The organism is Ureaplasma urealyticum serovar 8 str. ATCC 27618, from assembly GCF_000169535.1.
GTDB classification, from domain to species: Bacteria; Bacillota_I; Bacilli_A; order Mycoplasmatales; family Mycoplasmoidaceae; genus Ureaplasma; species Ureaplasma urealyticum.
In genome coordinates this window covers 14,209-34,607 of record NZ_AAYN02000002.1, presented here as the reverse complement: position 1 = coordinate 34,607, position 20,399 = coordinate 14,209, and the positions used below count along the sequence as shown (strand labels likewise).

Annotated in this window: 16 protein-coding genes; 15 read left to right on the top strand and 1 reads right to left on the bottom strand. The window is 25.7% G+C overall.

All coding sequences use genetic code 4. The features are described from left to right. Positions 1 to 281: 281 nt before the first annotated feature. Positions 282 to 2,525, bottom strand: a complete 2,244-nt coding sequence (locus tag UUR8_RS00190) for an MAG2960 family serine endopeptidase lipoprotein (RefSeq protein WP_004026210.1) — start codon at positions 2,523 to 2,525, stop codon at positions 282 to 284. A gap of 107 nt (positions 2,526 to 2,632) precedes the next feature. Here UUR8_RS00190 and UUR8_RS00185 point away from each other — a divergent pair, with 107 nt between their 5' ends. The 15 genes from UUR8_RS00185 (at position 2,633) to UUR8_RS00115 (ending at position 20,398) form a co-directional block, all read left to right on the top strand. Further along, a complete protein-coding gene (locus UUR8_RS00185; RefSeq protein WP_004026133.1) occupies positions 2,633 to 4,753 on the top strand; it encodes a Tex-like N-terminal domain-containing protein in 2,121 nt (706 codons plus the stop codon). A 5-nt stretch (positions 4,754 to 4,758) separates the two neighbouring features. Then, positions 4,759 to 5,505 (top strand): hypothetical protein, encoded by a 747-nt coding sequence (locus UUR8_RS00180; RefSeq protein WP_004025647.1) that lies wholly within the window; start codon positions 4,759 to 4,761, stop codon positions 5,503 to 5,505. A gap of 14 nt (positions 5,506 to 5,519) precedes the next feature. Continuing rightward, positions 5,520 to 6,494, top strand: coding sequence for a hypothetical protein (locus UUR8_RS00175; protein ID WP_004025508.1), 975 nt, complete (start codon positions 5,520 to 5,522; stop codon positions 6,492 to 6,494). A gap of 97 nt (positions 6,495 to 6,591) precedes the next feature. Further along, a complete protein-coding gene (gene rpsB, locus UUR8_RS00170; RefSeq protein ID WP_004025788.1) occupies positions 6,592 to 7,647 on the top strand; it encodes a 30S ribosomal protein S2 in 1,056 nt (351 codons plus the stop codon). A gap of 172 nt (positions 7,648 to 7,819) precedes the next feature. Continuing rightward, positions 7,820 to 8,923 carry a FecCD family ABC transporter permease gene (locus UUR8_RS00165; RefSeq protein WP_004026052.1) on the top strand — a complete coding sequence of 368 codons (1,104 nt, stop codon included), beginning with the start codon at positions 7,820 to 7,822 and terminating at the stop codon, positions 8,921 to 8,923. A gap of 45 nt (positions 8,924 to 8,968) precedes the next feature. Further along, positions 8,969 to 10,369, top strand: a complete 1,401-nt coding sequence (locus UUR8_RS00160; protein ID WP_004026171.1) for a hypothetical protein — start codon at positions 8,969 to 8,971, stop codon at positions 10,367 to 10,369. Positions 10,370 to 10,469: 100 nt separating this feature from the next. Continuing rightward, a complete protein-coding gene (locus tag UUR8_RS00155; protein WP_004025917.1) occupies positions 10,470 to 11,411 on the top strand; it encodes an iron ABC transporter permease in 942 nt (313 codons plus the stop codon). Next, the gene (locus UUR8_RS00150; RefSeq protein ID WP_004026025.1) at positions 11,412 to 12,434 is read left to right on the top strand and encodes an iron ABC transporter permease; all 1,023 of its coding nucleotides are present in this window, start codon (positions 11,412 to 11,414) and stop codon (positions 12,432 to 12,434) included. A gap of 104 nt (positions 12,435 to 12,538) precedes the next feature. After that, positions 12,539 to 13,402 (top strand): alpha/beta fold hydrolase, encoded by an 864-nt coding sequence (locus UUR8_RS00145; RefSeq protein ID WP_004025756.1) that lies wholly within the window; start codon positions 12,539 to 12,541, stop codon positions 13,400 to 13,402. Then, entirely contained in the window at positions 13,383 to 14,075 is a 693-nt protein-coding gene (gene tmk / locus UUR8_RS00140; RefSeq protein ID WP_004026755.1) for a dTMP kinase, read from the top strand. Before UUR8_RS00145 ends, tmk begins: the two co-directional genes overlap by 20 nt. Then, complete coding sequence (locus tag UUR8_RS00135; RefSeq protein ID WP_004025506.1) at positions 14,075 to 14,869, top strand: DNA polymerase III subunit delta; 795 nt, start codon at positions 14,075 to 14,077, stop codon at positions 14,867 to 14,869. Before tmk ends, UUR8_RS00135 begins: the two co-directional genes overlap by 1 nt. 2 nt (positions 14,870 to 14,871) lie before the next feature. Next, positions 14,872 to 16,188, top strand: coding sequence for a tRNA uridine-5-carboxymethylaminomethyl(34) synthesis GTPase MnmE (gene mnmE, locus UUR8_RS00130; RefSeq protein WP_004025607.1), 1,317 nt, complete (start codon positions 14,872 to 14,874; stop codon positions 16,186 to 16,188). Between the two features lies 1 nt (position 16,189). Beyond that, positions 16,190 to 16,987: a TatD family hydrolase gene (locus tag UUR8_RS00125; protein ID WP_004026216.1), complete on the top strand. Its 798-nt coding sequence runs from the start codon at positions 16,190 to 16,192 to the stop codon at positions 16,985 to 16,987. A gap of 167 nt (positions 16,988 to 17,154) precedes the next feature. After that, positions 17,155 to 18,735 (top strand): BMP family ABC transporter substrate-binding protein, encoded by a 1,581-nt coding sequence (locus tag UUR8_RS00120; protein ID WP_004025959.1) that lies wholly within the window; start codon positions 17,155 to 17,157, stop codon positions 18,733 to 18,735. Positions 18,736 to 18,790: 55 nt separating this feature from the next. After that, positions 18,791 to 20,398 (top strand): ABC transporter ATP-binding protein, encoded by a 1,608-nt coding sequence (locus UUR8_RS00115; RefSeq protein WP_004025989.1) that lies wholly within the window; start codon positions 18,791 to 18,793, stop codon positions 20,396 to 20,398. The last annotated feature ends 1 nt before the right edge of the window (position 20,399 follow it).

Genomic DNA, 20,399 nt, shown 5'->3' with positions numbered 1-20,399 from the left:
TCATAAAATTTAAATTGTTCTTTATTTTTAAAAAATTTATTTAAAATTTCACTAGATTTTTTTATTGCATTTTACAAAATATCATCATTTTTATCGATGGTAGTAGCATTACACAATAAAAGCGACAAAGGAGCTATTGTTAAAATTCCAGATAATATAGCTATTTTTTTAATTTTCATGTTACCTCACAGATTTTATTATCTAACTTTGTAAATAATAACATAAATTAAAAAAGTACCATTCAATTTTATTTACATAAAATAATATATAAATTTTATAAATTAAGAACTAACTTTAGGGTTCAGTTTATAAGTGTAAATATTTTCAGCTTTTAATTTTTTTATTACCGCAGCTCTTACATCAATATCACCACTTAAATCTTGAGATTGAGCAACAAATAAATTACCAATCATTGAATCATTTGGTGCACCATAAGCACGCGAATTTAAAGAAGCAAAATGAATACCAACTAAATTAAAGTTAGAATCAATAATCATTGAACCAGATGAACCAGAACCCAAATCACCTATTTCATCAGAGGTAATAACTCGTGTTCCAACATTAAATAATTTATTTAAATAACCTTCGCCAATCTTTTGATAACCATCAATATTATTAATTTGCTTTGGACCATAATAATCTAAAATTGATTCATTTTTAATTTCACGATCAAATGCTTGAATTAGTGAACCATAAGATTTAGAACCGCGTCATGAAACAATCGCTGAACTATTAAAATTACGATCACCTGGATATCCACCACTAAACAATTGCAGTTGTGGTAAGTATTTTTTAGAATTACCTAAACCGATATATCAGTTAGCTTCATCTTTTGTATTTAAAACTTTATAATAGTTTGGTAATTTTTCTTTAATATCTTCAATATCAAAAACCATTGGTACTAAAGCAAAATCTAGTGTACCATTCTTAATTGATTTAATACCTTCTTGGTTAACTTGGTATCAAGTTTTTAATTCTTCATTAATTTTTATACCATTAGCACTTAATTGTGGAAGATATCATGCACGATTAACAAAATTTTGACTTGTAATATTATAAACTTTAGCTAGATTTGAAAAACTAATCCCACTTAATGAATTATATTTATTGCTTACAGGTGATTTTAAAGGAGCAGTGCCTCATAGCAAGTATTGATAACGATCCTTATCTTCATAAATGTTTGATGATATTAATCCTGCATTATTTTCTAAATAATTAGCATATTCTTGTTTACTAAATCAACGTGATTTAGTCTTATTATCTTTTGAAATTGCTAAATTTGATCAACTCATAACGTGGTTATTCGTTGCTACAAGTAATTTAATTTTGTTTTTAGGTAAACTATCATCAACAATACGATCAACAATTCAACCAGTTCCAGAATTTAATTCAACATTTTTACCATCTTTTGTTGTTAATAAATTTAGTGAAATAGTACGATCAAAAATATATTGGAAATAATCTTCATTTTTTAACAATTGTGAATTTTTTTGATTAAAATTAGCACTTAAATAAACTGTTTGTTTTGTTTTTTGGTTATAAATTTCTAAAATAAATTCTAATTTTGCATATCGATCAATAATTCGATAGTAAATATCTTTAACAACAACATTATTAATGGGTTCATTTTTAGTAATTGTTAAAAATTTAGGATATTCTTCTTTTTTAATTAAATTAACTAGTTGAGCAAAATTTGTAGGAAGTTTGCCAAAAGGATTAATTTGAATTAGTTTTTTAATTAATTCCACATTAATACTATAACTATTGTTTGTTTGTTCATCAGTATAGGATGTAACTGTTTTTGTTTCTTTAACTAAAATTTGGGGAGAATTAATTTGATAAATATTTTGTTCATCATAACGAACTTTAAAAGCATTTTCTAATCTTTTTTGAACATCATCACCAAACTCTGAATAACCAATTTTATTCATATAAAGTTTAGAATCAGCAATATTAGCTTCATTTTGATTAAAATAAACTTTTGCACGTAATAATTGTTCTTGGTAGTATGGATTATTATAAATTAAGTTATAAGGATCATTTGATAATTTTAAAATATCATCAATACTATAAACAGCAGGAGTTTTATACTTTAATTCTTGTAAATAACTATTTTGTTTATTTGTTAAAAAAACAGCTTGAGTACTAATTAAATAACTTTGTTTAGTAGCTTTAATTAAAACATTAATACTTAGAGTTCCATCATTATCATTACCAGCTCAATTAATAATTTCATAATCATTTTTTTCTAAGATTTTTTCTTCAATTTTTTGATCTTCTTTAATTAAATTAAAAACAAAGATAAAATACGCATTTATTTGTTCTTTATTAATATTTGAAGCTAACATTTGTTTTGTTTTATAAGGATTAATATTAACAACTTCTACACTACTTTTTGGTGTTTTGACAGGATTATTTGGTGTACTTGAATTGGTTTGAGCACAACTAGCTATAATTGTTGGAATTATAATAATTGGGGAAATAATAGTTATAACTTTTAGAAAACGCTTTGCTTTTAGATTCATAAAATTTCTCCAATTATCTTTTATTTAGAATTATAAGGCATTTGAATTAACATAACTAATTTTGACTATCAAAAGTTTATAATTTATTAACTTTAGGAAGGTTTAATATGATTGATTTAATTATTAAAACACTAGTTCAAAAATTAAAAATTGAAGCAAAATATATAACAAATGTTTTGGATTTGTTAGCTGATAATAATACTATCGCTTTTATTGCTCGATATCGTAAGCATTTAACTAATAATATGGATGAATTTCAAATTCAAGCAATTGCTCATGAATATGAATATCTTACAAAATTAAATAAGCGTAAAGAAGCAATTATTAAAAATTTAGAACAAAAAGGTTTATTAACTGATGACTTATTAGAATCAATTAATAATTGCCAACGCCTTGTTGATCTTGAAAATCTTTATGAACCTTATGCTTCAAATAAGAAAACAAAAGCATCAATGGCGATTGAAAAAGGACTAGAACCATTAGCATTATTAATCTTAAAAAATAATCCTAATTGTAATATTAAAGAAGTTGCCAAACAATATTTAAATGAACAAGTTTTAAGTGTTGATGAAGCTATTGCTGGAGCTTGTGATATTATTGCCCAAAAAGTTGCTAATGATGCAACTTTAAGACAAATGCTTTATGAAACAATTAGCAAACACGCTAAATTGATTACAAAAATTAATAAAATAGCAAATGACCCAACCGAAAACTTTGCTTTATATTATGAGTTTAGTTGCCCAATTAAATATTTAAAAGCATATCAACTAATGGCTATTGATCGAGCCAATGAATTAAAAATCATTACATTTAAACTTGATTTTAAAAAAGAATTTCTTATTGATTTTGCTATCAATAAATATACTAGAAAAAATAAAAGTGACAGTTATGATTACATTAAATTAGCTGTTAATGATGGCTTTGATCGTTTATTAATTCCTTCAGTTTCAAATGCTGTTTATAAAGAAAAATTAGATGAAGCTCACCAACAATCAGCACAGATTTTTAGTGATAATTTACAGCAATTATTATTGCAAAAACCTTTAAAAGACCACGTTGTTTTAGGATTTGATCCAGGCTATGCACACGGTTGTAAATTAGCAGTTGTTGATAAAAATAATCAATTATTACACACTGATATTATTTATCCTCACAAACCTCAAGAATTAATTGAACAAGCCAAAAATACGTTAATATCTTTGATTAATAAATATCAAATTAATACAATAGCAATTGGCAATGGAACAGCATCAAATGAAAGTGTCATTTTTATTAGTGATCTAATTAAAGAATTTAAATTAAATATTAATTATTGTGTAATTAGTGAAGATGGCGCTTCAATTTATTCAGCATCATTAATTGCAATCGAAGAATTCCCTAATTTAAGTGTTGAAAAACGTTCAGCAATTAGTATTGCACGAAGAATTATTGATCCTTTAGGTGAGTTAATAAAAATTGACCCAAAAAGTATTGGTGTAGGTCAATACCAACACGATATTAACAAAAACATTCTTGAACAAAAAGTTGATTTTTGTATTGATTATTGCGTTAATCAAGTTGGTGTTGATGTTAATACTGCTTCTATACCTTTATTATCTAAAGTATCAGGTTTAAATAAAAGAAGTGCTAAAAAGATTTTTGAATATGTTAAAGAACATCAATCTATTAAAAGCCGTGAACAATTAAAAACTATTCCTTATGTTACTGATAAAGTTTTTGAACAAGCAGCAGGATTTTTAAGAATTAATAATAGCTTAAATTTTTTAGATAAAACAAGCATTCATCCAGAATCATATGCAATTGTTAACCAATTATGTGAATATATTAAATTACCAATTAATGATTTGATAAACAATCATCAAGTTTTAAATCAACTAAATCCAAACGATTTAACCAATGTTTTAAAAACAGATGTTTATACTATTGAAAATATTATTAATAATTTAAAAAATCCTTTACAAGATGTTCGTGATGATTATGATATTCCTATTTTACGTTCACAAATGGTTGATATTAATGATTTAAAAGTAGGAATGTTAGTTCAAGGAACAATTCGTAACCAAACCCAATTTGGTAGTTTTGTTGATATTGGTTTAAAAAATGACGCATTATTACATATTTCACACTATAGTGAACAAGATAATTTGCATGTTAATAAAAATATTAATGCTTATATTGATAAAATAGATACAATTGCTCAAAAAATTTCATTAAAGTTAAGACCATAGAAATTATGAAAACAAAGTTTAAAAAAATAATTATTCTTTTTTTAGGATTGCCAGTTTTAGCAATTCCTTTTATTGTTAGTGCTTGCTCACAACTTAAGATTAACCAAGATGTTATTTTAACTTATCGTCCAACTGTTTCATTAGCAAAAGAATTTACTAATGATAACAATACAATTGATGATGTTTTAAAAAAGGTCAAAATTAATAAAGATGACACAAATAATTTATTAGTTTATGATCTATCAAAAAGTCCTAAAAATGTTCAATACAAAATTGTTGATATTAAAAAAGATTCAGAACAAATTCTTAAAGTTACAATTAATGCTAAAATTCAAAAATATAAACAATCAATTAATTATGATTTTTATTTTCAACCATTTTTAACTCCTAAAGAAAAAGAAGATAAAACAATTTTCCAACAAAATTTAAATATTATTAAAAGTGCTTGAGATTATGATCAAAAACAAAAGACTGGTTTTTTTGATCTTAAAATAAAAACAGAATATCAAAAAAAGAGTTTAGTAGAAATTAAAACTTTAGGTGAAAAAGCTTTTGATTTTGGTAAAGATTTAAATCCACAATTAAAAGTAGATCCAAAATTTAAAGACATTAATATTAAAATTATTGATATTAACTATTTTGAGCCATTAAATGAAAAACAACGCGAATTAGTTATAGAAATAGTTATTACTAAAGGCGAAAATGAACAACAAGCTCAATTATTTAAAAAGATTAAAGTTAATTTAAATTAAAAGGTAAAAAAACAGTGAATAAGAAAATTAAAACACTTATTGTTAGTAGTAGTTTAAGTATTGGATTATTAAGTTTAGTAGCAACAAATATTGCTGCATGTAGTTCATCAATAAAATCAAAACAAGAGTACGAAATTTATCCAACTATTAAAGGTTATGAACAACGTGACTTTTCAAAAATTTTAGCTTCTGAGTTTATTAAAATTATTAAAACTAATATTCAATTTTCATCAACTAATAAAGATGTTAAATATGAGTTGTATGATGCTCGTTTGAATGAGTTAGATGAAGATGTAATTGATTTAATTATTCGTTATGAATTAAAGGGTCAAACACACACTTATAAAAAAGTATTAAAAGGTTTTAAAAATGCTAAACAATATCGTTTATTTTTAGAAAATAAAAAGTATTTAGAAGATGAAAAAAACCGTGATGCTCTTTATTTAACACCAACAGTTAATTCAAGTATTGATATTAGCAAAACTACAATAGCTGAAGCCTTAAAATGACAACTTAGCTATTTAAGTATTAATAATGGTAATCGAGACTTAAAATATGAAATTTTAAAGATTACTAAAAGTGAAGTTGCTAATTCTATTAATGTTGAAATTAGAATTAGTAAAGGAAATGGCGAAAATTTAGCAAGCATTACTTATAGTAGAACACTTAATGGTTTTATCTCTGATGAAGATAAAAAAGTTTACTTAGCTAATTTAGAAGAAATTAAACAAGCTAAAAATCAAATTGAACCTCAATTACTTGATGAAAAAACAAAACAAAAAACAGTTAAGGAAGTTATTGAAAATTACAAGACATTGTTCAAATTACCAACCCAAACTGGTTTTATTTATGAAATTCAAAGTGTTGAGACAGATGTTAATAATAAAACAGCAGTAGTTTTTAATATCATCGTTAAAAAGGGTGAAAATAGCCAACAAGCAACTTTAAGATATACTAAAGTGATTACAGGGTTTGTCGAAAATAAATAATTTATTTAGATAACATGTTTTTGGTATAATTTACAAGTTATTTTATTTTTGTGATTTAATAACAAACAAATTTTTAAAATTACGAAAGGTGGATTCCATGTCTCAAATGGAAAATTCGACGAAAAAAGTTGAATCGGTAGCTGATGTTGAAGTAGTTGCTACTGAAAATGCAAAAGTAGAACAAAAACCTACATCACCGGCTGACGCAATTCAGCTTAAAGTCAATGCAAATTCAACTATAAAAAATCTTAAAACTTTAGTTTCAATTGTGAAATTAACTGAATCAGGGGCTCATATTGGATTAAATCCTAAAAAATGAAACCCTAAAATGGCTAACTATATTCACGCTAAACGTTCAAACAACCACGTTATTGATATTCTAAAAACAATTTTATTTTTAGATCGTGCATATAAATTCTTACAAGAAGTTGCTCAAAATGGTGGAACTGTAATGTTTGTTGGAACACGTGGTCGTGTTGTTAAAGAATTAATTAAAGTAGAAGCAGAACGTACTAATTCGTTCTATGTAACTCAAAGATGATTAGGAGGAACTTTAACAAACTTCGCTAACATCTCACGTTCATTAAAGAAATTTAATAGTAATCTAGCTTTATTAGAAAGCGAAGAAATTAATAAATATTCTAAGAAAGAACAAATCGCTATTAACAAAGAAACTGCTAAATTAGAAAAATTCTATGGTGGAATTAAAACAATGAAACAACGTCCAGATGTTTTAATTTTAGTAGATCCAGTTAATGATGTTAATGCTATTAAAGAAGCACGTAAATTAAACATTCCAGTAATTGCTTTAGCAAATACAAATGCTGATCCACAATTAATTGATTACATTATTCCAGTAAATAATTATTCAGTTAAATCAATCACTTTAATCTTAGGTGTATTAGCAGATGCAATCGCTGAATTACGTGGCGAACCAACAAAAATTGTTGGCCGTCCAGATAGCGAAATTGTTTTACCTGAAACAAAATCAAGTTGAAGACAAAACAATTATGACCCAAGCAAACGTGGTTATAATCCAAAATATGTAAACCACAAGTCTACATTTAATAAATTCAACAACAAAAAACCAGCTGAAGCAACTAGCCAAGCAAAAACAAACGAAAAAATTGTTATCAAAGCTGAAACTAACTAATTTAATGTTTTAAGATATGAAAAACACAGTCATAAATTGATTGTGTTTTTTTATTCCTATTATTTTAAAAATTAAATAATTTATATTAAAAAATAAACAAAGACCATTTTTAGAAAATGTTTAATTTGTTATATTTATTAGATTAAAAACTAGAGAATTAACTATTAAATTAATGCACAATTATACTTTTCGTTTTAAATTATTTAAACAAATTCAAAATCAAACAACTAAAAAGTTAAAACCATTAATTTTATTAGTAGCTGCAATTATTTTAATTGCTACTATTTTTAGTATTTGAATATGAAACATTTCATATGCTAATTTTTATGATCAAACATTAAATAAATATGTTTACTTTTCTTTAAATGAATCACTAAAACTAATTTTTAGTGGCCAATTTTTAGATTCATCAAATATTAAATATTTAAACTTACAAGCCACATTTTGAGCAAGCATTGCTTCAATTTTATCTGGGATTAGTTTAGCTATAGCTGGTTGTGTAACACAAGCATTAACAAGAAATCCATTAGCGGATTCAAGTACATTAGGAATTGTACAATCAAGTGTTTTTATGATTGTAATTGCTTTTTCACACAATATTATTTCTTTTGGTGGCCTTTTTGGATTTGCGATTGTTGGGGGAATTATTGCAAGCATTATTTTATTAATTCTAGTTTTTGCTACAAGAAATAAATTATCATATGTCAAAATTACTTTAGCAGGATTAGCAATAGGCGTTTTTTTTAATACAATTGCTTATTTTGTTCGTATTCAAAGTGCTAAGGGTTCAAGTATTAACTTTAAATATGTATTAGGGGGAAGTGAAAACATTTATCCAACCCATATTGATCCTTTTTTAACATTATGAGTTAGTGCAGTTTTAATTTTAATTGGTGTGATTATTGCTTACGTTTTATCCCATAAATTAACCTTATTAGAAATTGGTGATGAAAAAGCTAAAAATTTAGGATCATCAATTATTATTGTTAAAATACTAGCTATTGTATCTACAATTTTTTTAATTTCGCCAACTATTTTATTAGTTGGTAATATTGCTTTTGTTGGTTTATTTGCACCTCATATTGTTCGTAAAGTTTTTGGAATTAGAGATTATCGTTATGTTATGCCCTTATCAGGATTGTTTGGAGCAATGATTACTTCTTTGGGTTTGATATTATATCGCGAAACAATTTATATTAATTCATCAATATGAATGAGTTTTATTGGAGCTCCTGTTTTAGCTTATTTAGGATGAAAACATTGAAACAGAGCCTAATTTTTTATTATTATTATTTAGATAAATATTAATTATGGTTTAAAAATGAAGATTAGTTTCAAATGTAAATTGATTAGTGTAATTTCAATAATTGGGTTAAGTATTATTTTTGCAACACTAACATCATGTGCAAATTTAAAACAACCAAGACTATATAATTCTAATTGATTAGTAGAAAATGCGAATTGAAAACGTAATAATTTCTTTCGTAATCCTTACAAAATTCATTTAGAATTTGCTCGTCAATTAGATGATGTTTTAAATTTTAATGAATTAAAAAAACGTTTACCAAAACCAATGCAAAACGTTAAATCATTTACTGAATGAAGTCAAAAAATTACCCAATTAATAAAAGATGATGTTAATAATGTTGCAATGCTTGAAGGTATTCAAAAAATGCGCAAACGAAAAGCAACAGTTTTAGTTTTAGAAAATCGCGATGAGTTAGTTAACAATAAAGAAAATTACAACAAATTTTCTATTTTAACCCCTCCTGATTTACCTTTAATTTATTCAAACCCCTTTACAGAAGTTCCAGGATTAGGACTAAATTTTCCAGAACCAATTAATGAAGATGTTAAAGATGTGATTGATCGTTATCAATCAATTGGTCATAGTGCCTTAAGAACTAATCCACTTGAATCAGTTCTTAAACAAATATCATCATTTTACAAAACTGCTGATTATGTTTTTTATATGTACGACTCTAATTTATTTACAAGTAACAAATATAAAAATAATTATCGAAATCGTCATCAATTATTTAAAAAAATTACTTCTCATAAAGATTTTTATCCCCATAAGCTTTTACGTAATCGTTATTCAAAAATTATTTTTATTGATCGTTCATTATTTTGATGAGGCTCTTTTGCGATGGTTGGTCAATCATTAATTATTAAAGAATTGTTAAGAATTTTTGCGAGCAAAGAATTCTCTAAAATCAAGTGAAATTATAAACCCTTTGATAAGAGTGAATTAATTAATTTATTTGATCATAAACCAAGTATACAAGAACGTAATTCAATAATTAAATCACATTATATAAATGAAAATACAACATTAGATTATGGCTATAAAATTGTTGGTACATGAGCTGATAGTATTGATCATTTAATTTCATTTGGTCTAAAACCAGATGCTATTGTTGATTATGCAAGTTTTAACAATATTAGTTTAAAAACACAAGGCTTTTCAAATTATTTAAAAAAATTTGTGGATTATGACAAATTAGAAAAAACTTATAAAACACCAAATGATAGTGAAAAATCAGAATTTATTAATAAAGATTTTGCTATTTATGCAGGTGCAGCTTATTTACTTAATTCAATTAATAAATTAATTGTGATTAAAAATGCTGGGTCTTGAGCAATTGGTACAACTCAAGGAATTAATGATCCTAAAACCCAATTTAAAACAAGAATCAACATCGCCAAATCTAATTTATAATTTATAATGATATATTATGCAGTTAAAACCAAAATTTGAGAATAGACTTAATTTTAAGAGATATTTCATTTACAAATGAAGCATTTTTGGTGTTTTAATTTTGCTAACTTCATTTATTTTTTTGTTCAACATTATCTACACAAATAAAACATTTATTTGACAATCTTTTTATTTTCAAAAAGCCTCTTCTGAGGAAGTTTTTTTATTATTTTTTTATTCGCCAATTATTTTATTAGTTTGTGGAGCTGGATTAGTTTGTAGTGGCTTTAGTTTGCAATCAACAACGCGTAATGGTTTAGCTGGACCATCAACATTAGGAATTTTCCCCTTAGCAGCTTTGGGAAGTATTTTAAGCCAGTTAATTACTAAAAGTTTTTCTAATATTTTCATTGGCTATGCTTTTGGTATTGTTTTTAGTTTAATTGCTTTAGGTATTAATTTTTTATTTATTAAAATGACACCACATAAAAAAACATTTAAACCAATTTTGTTTGGTTTTTCATTAGGAGCGATTATTACAGCAATTAATGTTTTAATTGCTAATTTTCACTCTTCTATTGTTGCTTCGCCTATTCAATTATTAGGTAGTGTTGGCGTTTATAGTTCGATTGAACGCTTTTACATTGGTGTTCCAATAGTGTTTATAAGTACGATTGTTTTGTTATGTTATGCAAAAAAGATTCAGATTTTATATACTAGTCATTATTTAGCTAAATCATTAGGAATTAATATTAATAGAATGTATTGAATTACTTCAATTTGTTCAATTTTTATTGCTATTTCAACGACTTTTTTAATTGGTGGCCTTTCTTTAATTGCGATTGTTATGCCCCATTTATCACGTTTATTATTTAAAAGAACTAATTATTTATTTCAAATGATTGCTGCCATCTTTTTAACTTGTATTTTATTACAACTATTAGGATTAGTTGTTGAATTCTTTTCAAAATTTAATATTGTATTTTTAGTTGCTACAGTACTTGCAATTCCCATGATTGTTTTATTAAAATGAGAATTAGGGTGGAAAGTGAATAAAAATTAAATGCGTATCAAAACAAGATTTCAACAATTTTTAAAATATCAATTTGAACAAAAAACGTTTTTTAGATTCAAAAAAAACAAAGTATTTTTACCATTTGTTTTATTAATTTTAACTATTAGTTTAATGTTAATTGCTGTAGCAGGCGCTTCACGTTTTGTTAATGTTTTTAGTTATTTAATTGATTGAAAAATTATTTCGCAATTATTAATTTCAGGAATTGCTTTAGGAATTAGTGGTTATATCATTCAAAGATTAACAAAAAATCGATTAGCAGATAGTTCGCTATTGGGAATGGGGAACATTAACTTAGTTATTTTAACTGTTCTTTTTTTAATATTTGATTTTAGTCAGTTGCAAGTTCAAAGACGAATCGAATATATTTTGCCATTTATTTATTTAATTGGATCATTAATTATTTGTTTTTTCATTCATTTTTTATGTAATTCATCTGGGGGATATATTTTTAAAAGAATTATTATCTCAGGGATTGTTATTAATTTAATTACTATTGTTATCGCTCAATCATTACGAATTTTAATGAGTAAAGAATCAAGCATGTATCTAAAAATAATTTTATTAGGTAATATTGAATCACGAACTGATTTTTGTTTTTATTTTTGTCTTGCAATGCTTATTATTAGCATTATTTGACTAATGGCAAATTCAACTAAACTTAAAATTATGGTAACAAACCAACAATTATCTGAGCAATTAGGAATCAATAGCAAATCTTTAACACTACAAACGTTTGTTTGTATTAGTTTATTAGTATCAACAAGTTATAGTTTAAGTGGTAATGTTATTTTCGTTGGAATTGTCGCAGCCAACGTGGCGTTTAATTATGCTAAAAACAAAATTTGTAATGGCATTATTAATGCTGGATTAATGGGTGGTATCGTCTTATTAGTTAGTTATATTTTTGTTGTTTTAATCTTAAAATTATCAGCTGATCAAGTTATTTTATTAGTGCCAATTATTTCTGGACCATATTTTCTATATAAAGTTATTTTATTAAAAAATTAAATTTATGGCTTTATATAAATAAAGATGGATTTTTATAATAAAATATTAACTATTAAATGAAATCTTCAATTTTTATTTAAAAATAGAAAAAGAAAGTAATAATTATGGAATTAATTAAGACTAATACACTTAATTTTTATTTTGAGCCTGCTAAAAGCGAACTAAAAAAAGGTTCAATTGTTTTTATACATGGACTTGATGCATCACCACATTATTTCTTTTTAATTAATCAAAGTTTATTAGAATATGATTGTTACTTTGTGGGATTACCTGCTCATGGACTAACACCTGTTAATAGCAAAAAAGAATTAAATATTCCTGCTTTTGCAGAGTTATTTATTAATTGAATTAATGAAATTGATTTAAAAGAGTTTTATTTATTAGGACATTCATTAGGAGCAGGTGTTGCTAGCTTAGTAGGGTTTATTGTTCCTCAACGAGTACAAAAACTGATTCTTGTTTGTCCATATCATTATCAATATTTAAATCCTTTTTTAAATAAAAAGTTATTTAATGCGTGAGTTTTATTTCCCAATCCTTTTTTAAAATTTAAAACCGATGTTATTTTAAAAAAACTATATATTGATTATCGTAACAATTATAAAACTTTACCAGAAACACGATGAGATTCGATTTCAAGAGAATATCCCCGTGTTGCACGCGATATTTCGCTTTTATGTTTATCATTGTTAAATATTAAGTTTAATCGTGAATTAAAAATGGCTCAGCGCAATTTAATTATGCCAACTTTAGTTATGGTATCAAAACAAGATGAATTAATTGATTATCGATTAGCACTTAAGGTGTTTAGAAATAATTCCCAAATTAGCACTTATATTTTTAATAATTCAGGTCACATCCCTTTTATTGAAGAACCTAAATTATTCACTAATATATTATTAAGTTTTTTAGAAGATAGATTTATAGAACAAGAAGAAAGTGAAAGCAATGATGTTAACGAAAAATAGTAATGAACTAAAATCGCCAAAAAAAGGCTTATTTATTGTTTTTGAAGGGATTGATGGAGCTGGAAAAACATCAATTTTAAAACAATTACTAGATGTTTTAAAAGAACCTAAATTAGTTAATAAAATTTTTTTAACACGTGAACCCGGCGGAAAAAACAACACTGCAGCAGAATTAATTCGTGACTTTTTTTTAAAAAATCTAGAAGCATTTGATCCTTTAACACTAGCTTATTTATATGCAAGTAGTCGTGCAGAACATGTTAAAAAAACAATTAATCCAAATTTAGAAAAAGGACATATTGTTATTTCAGATCGTTTTGTTCATTCATCATATATTTATCAAGGGATTGTTCAAAACCAAAGTTTAGAAGTTATTCATCATGTTAATCAACAAGCGATTGGTAATTTAGAAATTGATTATATTTTTTATTTTGATGTAAGTGTTAATAATGCATTAAATCGTATGAAGAATCGTTTTGATAATACAAACGCATTTGATTCACAAAATAAACAATTTTATGAAAAATTATTAAAACAATATCCAAGTGTTTTTAATGCATACAATCAACCTAAAAAAATTATTTTTATTGATGCTAATAAAAGTGAAAACGAAGTTTTGTGTGAGGTTAAAGAACGATTATTAGAAATTTTTAAAGAACATAAATATATTTAATGAAATATAGTTTTGCCAATTTATTGATTCAATCACCCAAAACCTCATTAACATTAGGTGTTGAACAAATCATGCTAGCGTTTATTAATGAAAAAAATCATGAGCAACAAGCACATTACATTAATAAAGTTAAAAATAATCAGTATTTTGATTTAAAAATTTACGATAGTTTATCTATGAAAAAAAGTGATGTAATTGATTTACAAAACGCTTTTTTATACGATGGAATAGAAGATATTAATTTAAAATTTTATCTTATTAAAAACATTGATTTAGCTTCAAAATATGTCTTAAATGCTTTATTAAAATTCATTGAAGAACCACCTAAAAACACTATTGCTATTTTTAGTACAAAAAATTTAAATCAAGTTTTAAAAACAATCAAGAGCCGTTGCCAACTTTTTTATTTACCAGCTAATTATGATTTATATCACCAATTAATTAAACAAATTAATCAACCAATTAGTGCAACTGAGTGTGATTTAATATTTGATGATTTAGATGAACTTAAAACTTTGTTAGAAAATAATGAAATTAATGAAGTTTTAGCATACCATGCTAAATTAAATGATATAAAAAGCTTTGAAACATTAAATGATTTAAAAGAAACATTTAAAAACTTATCTATTTTACAAATTCACTATTTACTAAAATTAATCTTTATTAAAATTAATAATATAAATAGTAAACAAGCGATTTTAGATTTAATGCGAGCAAATTTAAAAATCAATATTAACAAAAATAGTTTATTTACAATTATTTATACAATTATTATTGAAAATAGAGGTGATTAATAATGTCAACGATTGTCGCTTTAGCAACAGCTCCTATGAATTGTGCTATTCATATTATTCGAATTAGTGGTCCACAAGCTTTTGAAATGATTAATAAAATTTCCACAACAAAAATCAAAAAAGAAACTTTTAAAATTTGGTACACAACACTAAAAGATAATGATCAAGTTTTGGATGAAGTTTTAGTGAATACTTTTGTTGGACCTAAAACATTCACTGGTGAAGATTTAGTTGAAATTAATTGTCATGGTGGAGTAATTGTTGCTAATTTAATTATTAAAATATTAATTAAGTATGGTTGTCAGCCAGCTCAAAGGGGTGAATTTTCACGTCGTGCTTTATTAAATAAAAAGATGGATCTATCAAAAATTGAAGCTATTAATAATTTAGTTAATGCGAAAAATGAATTAAGCGTTAAAGGTGTTATTGGGGCTTTATTAGGACGTGTTTCACAATCAATTAGTGATTTTAAACATGAATTATTTATGATAATTGGTCAAATCGAAGTTAATATTGATTATCCTGAATATGATGATGTTGAACAAGTTGATGCAATTAATTTAAAACAACGTTTGTTAGTGCTAAACGAAAAGATTAAAAAGATTATTGATCAATCAAAAAAATTCTTACCAATTAATAAAGGGATTAAAGTATTAATAATTGGTAAACCAAATGTCGGTAAATCAACTTTGTTAAATGCTTTATGTAATGAACAAAAAGCTATTGTCACAGATATTCCTGGAACAACACGTGATGTGATTGAATCATCAATTAATATCGATAATATTACTTTAAATATCTTAGACACTGCTGGTATTCATTCAACAAATGATTTTGTTGAAAACTTAGGGATCAATAAAGCTAAAGAATTAATTAATAAAGTTGATTTAGTTTTATATTTAGTGCCAGCAAACAATCAACAAGATTTAGAATTATATGATTTAATTAAAGATCAAAAACACTTATTAGTTTATACAAAAAAAGATTTAATTGATCAATATAGTGATGATCAAATCTATATTAATGCAAAAGATAATGATATTCAAGCATTAATTGATAAAATCAAAGAACTTTTTTATGTTCAAGAATTTGATAATGCAAACATTGATGTTTTACAATCACAACGTCAAATAGGTATTTTAGAAAACGTTAATTATCTAATTGATAATGCAATTACTAATTTAGAAAAAGGGGACACAGTTGATTTAGTTGTTGCTGATTTAGAATTTTGTAATTTACGTTTAAATGAACTATTAGGAATAGGTAGTGAATACGATTTCTTAGATGATTTATTTAAAAATTTTTGCGTAGGTAAATAGTATGTTAGAAAAAATAAAAATTATTGACACTCACACACATCCCAATATTGAACCACTAATTGATGAATTTGATGATATTATTGCTGAATGCTATAAACAAGGTGTTGGGTTAAATATTGTTGGTGTTGATTTAAAAAGTTCGCAAATTGCGATCGAACAGGCTAAAAAATTTGCATTTTTAACTTGTAGTGTTGCCATTCATCCAAATGACTTACATAATATAGAAGAAGATTTTGTCGCTTTAGAAAAATTAGTAAAAGAAAATGTTGATTACATAAGTTGTATTGGTGAATGTGGATTAGATTATTATCATGAACAAGAATATGACCATGATTTTCAAAAATATTGATTTAAAAAACATATTGAATTAGCAAAAAAATATCATAAACCACTAATGTTACATATTCGTAATGCACATGATGATGCAATTGCTATTTTAAAAGAATTAGATGTTAAAGATGCCATCATACATTGTTTTACAGATAAGAAAAAATATGCAGAACAATATATTAAAATGGGTTATTATCTTTCATATCCTGGCGTAATTACTTTTAAACCAACAAAAAACAATCAAATAGATGAGTTACATGAAGCAATTAAAATAACGCCACTTGATAAAATTTTAGTTGAAACAGATGCCCCTTATTTAACGCCTACTCCTAAACGTGGCCAAATTAACTATCCTTATTATGTACTATATACATCTGCATTTATTGCTAATTTATTAGGAATTACCTACGAAAAAATGCAAAATATTCTCTTGCAAAATGCCTTAAGAATTTTAAATTTTAAAAAATAAAAGAGCACTTTTAAATAAAAAAGGTGCTTTTTTACACAAAAAAGTAAAAATTAAGAGCTTAACTTATATATACAAGTTTATTTTTTGTATAATCTTACTACACAATCTAAAAAATTGTGTTGTTTAGTTATTTTATATATTTTTAACAAAGGACAAAAGCAAAATTTATGAAAAAAAGTAAAATAAATAAAAAAATTTTATTTGCTTCATTTGCTGGAGTAGCTACACTAGCTTCAGTTGCAGCAATTGCTGCATCATGCAATGATAGTAATAAAAACAATGGAGGAACAAGTCAAGATGGAAATTATGTTTCTAAATTGGTTTTAGAAAACTTCTATTCAAAACCAGCTGGAGACATAGGTGATAATCCAGGATATCATAGAACATATAACTCATTATACGATGATGGCGCTCGTATGTTAGGTTTAATATCGTTTAGTCATTCAGGCCCAATTGCTGAATATTTTAAATCACCTAATGCTAAAAAAGATTTAAGTGCTGTTTTAATTGATGATAAATTTAGTGGAAATGAAGGTAAAGACCGTATTGCGTCTGTATCATATCGTGTTGATCAAGCTGCATTTTTAACAGGAATTGCTGCTGCATATTATTTAAATGCTAACCAAGAAACCTTTGGAAAAGATGGAAAATTAACTTGAGGTGGATATGTTGGATTGCACTTTACATCAACATCAACTTTCATTCAAGGATTTAAATTCGGTGTTCAATGAGCAAATGAAAAATTAAAAGATAAAAATATTAATCAAGAAGACGCTAATGGAACTGAGAAAAAATGAATGAATGTTGAACAAGTATTTGCTAACAAATATGTTGCTGGATCATTTAAACCAGATGAAGAAGGTGCAACAAACATCATTAACGATTTAATTACAAAAAAAGCTGATGTTATTTTACCTGTTGCTGGTCCACAAACAAATATTGCAACCTCAATTGTTTCGAACGCAACAGACCCAAGTGTAATTATTGGTGTTGATACTGCTCAAGAGTTAGATGATGTAACAAATCGTAAAAGAATTACAAATAAAACAGTTAATGATGGAAAAACAATTTTATTTTCAATTGTTAAACGTGTTGACTTAGCGATGAAAGGTGCAATTGAAAATGCTTCAAAGGGCGCACAACTAACTGATGATATTACTAAAGATGCTTATAAATTAGGAACACATACTGAAGCAAGTTTAGACAAGAGTACATATGTTGATGATACACCACTTGTTGAATTGTCAAATGCAGGGCGCGTTTATTTAGAACAAGCAGCAAAATTAGCGGGTTTGAAGGCGATTACATACGCTCAAATTGTGGATGCTATTCAAAATGAAGATTTATTTAAACTTCTTTCACAAAAAGGAACTACAACATTAGAAAATGTTGCTACAAAAACAAACGATGGTTGAACTTTAAAAAATGAATATAGCAATAAACCATTTGCTGAATTACAAAAATTACTTGGCGGAGAAGTTTATATTAACGAATTAGATAAAAAATTATACCCTTATTCACTAACAGGTTCTTCATATTTAGAAGAAGATAAAACAAAACGAAGTGCATCACAAGAATTTAAAAAAGCTTGAGATGCTGCTACAACTCCAGAAGCTAAAGAAAAATTAGCAAAAGTTGTCTTAGGTCAAAACAATGCAGTTATAAAAGATAAATCTTTCTCAGAATCTGCATATAATGGATTAGCAGCATTCTACAAATCTAAAAAAATTATTATTCCAAAAATTTAATTTTTTAAAGAATATATAATTAAAACAAAATACATGATTTATAGAAAGTGAAAATATGGAAATTAAGACAAATCAATGTCCTTATGCCATAGAAATGCACGAGATTACAAAAACTTTCCTTAATGGGACAGTTATTGCTAACAAAGATGTTAATCTTTTTGTTAAAAAAAATGAAATCCATGCTATTATTGGTGAAAATGGAGCAGGTAAATCAACCTTAATGTCAATTTTATTTGGAATTTATAAACAAGATTCTGGATCAATCAAAATTAATGGCCGAATTGTCAACTTTAATTCAGCGAAAGATGCTTCAAAAACTGGTATTGGAATGGTACACCAACATTTTAAATTAATTGATACACTAAGTGTTTTAGATAATGTAATTTTAGGTTCTGAGGGTACAGTACAATTAGGTATGATCAGACGTAAAAAAATTGCTAAAGAACTTAAAAAAATCATTCAAGAATATGGATTAAATATCAATTTAAAAAGCAAAATTTCAAAAATTACAGTTGGTCAACAACAAAAAACAGAAATTTTAAAATTATTATATCGTGACATTGATATTTTAATTTTTGATGAACCAACCGCTGTTTTAAGTGAAGATGAGATTCAAGCATTTTTACAAATGTTAAAAGATTTTAAAGCAGCAGGAAAAACAATTATTGTCATTACTCATAAACTAAACGAAATTAAAGAAGTTGCTGATTCTGCAACAGTTATTCGTCGTGGTCATTATATTGATAGTTTTGATGTAAAAGAAAAAACAGTAGCTGAGATGGCTGAACTAATGGTTGGTCGTAAATTAGTTGAAATTAAAAATGTTGGTCCAATTACAAGTGATGAAAAAGTTTTTGAAGTTAAAAATTTAGATATTCAGTCAATTGTTAAAAAACAAAAAGATATTACAAAAGTGAAATCATCACCCACTGGTGATGATGTTTCATTGTTAGCCGCTAATAAAAATAATTTAATCAATTTTAGCATTCGTAAAGGTGAAATTTTTGCCATTGCTGGTGTTGAAGGTAATGGTCAAAGTGAATTAGCACAAATAATCTCAGGATTACTAAAAGGTAATAAGGAAGCAAAAATTATACTTGATAATCAAGAAATTGAACATGCAAGCATTAAAAAACGTTATCGACTAGGATTATCACATGTTCCAGAAGATCGTCACAAACACGGACTAGTATTAGATGACACAATTGCTATGAATACGATTTTACAACAAGTAGATGACAAACCATATAGTAGTTTAGGATTTTTTAATAATAGTGAAATTTCAAAACATGCAATTAATATTATTAAGAAGTATGATGTTCGTGGTACAACACGAGGTACATCAGACGCACGTGGATTATCTGGTGGTAACCAACAAAAATTAATTATTGGTCGTGAGTTTGAACGATCACATAAATTAATTTTATTAGTTCAACCAACAAGAGGTTTAGATTTAGGTGCGATCGAATTTATTCATGAACAAACATTAGAAGAAAAACGCAAAGGAAACGCTATTTTATTAATTTCTTATGAATTAGACGAAATTTTATCACTTGCTGATACAATTGCTGTAATCCATAATGGTTATTTTATTAGCGTTGGTGATCGTTTTGTAATGACAAGACAAAAAATTGGTGAATTAATGGCAGGTGAAAAAATATAAG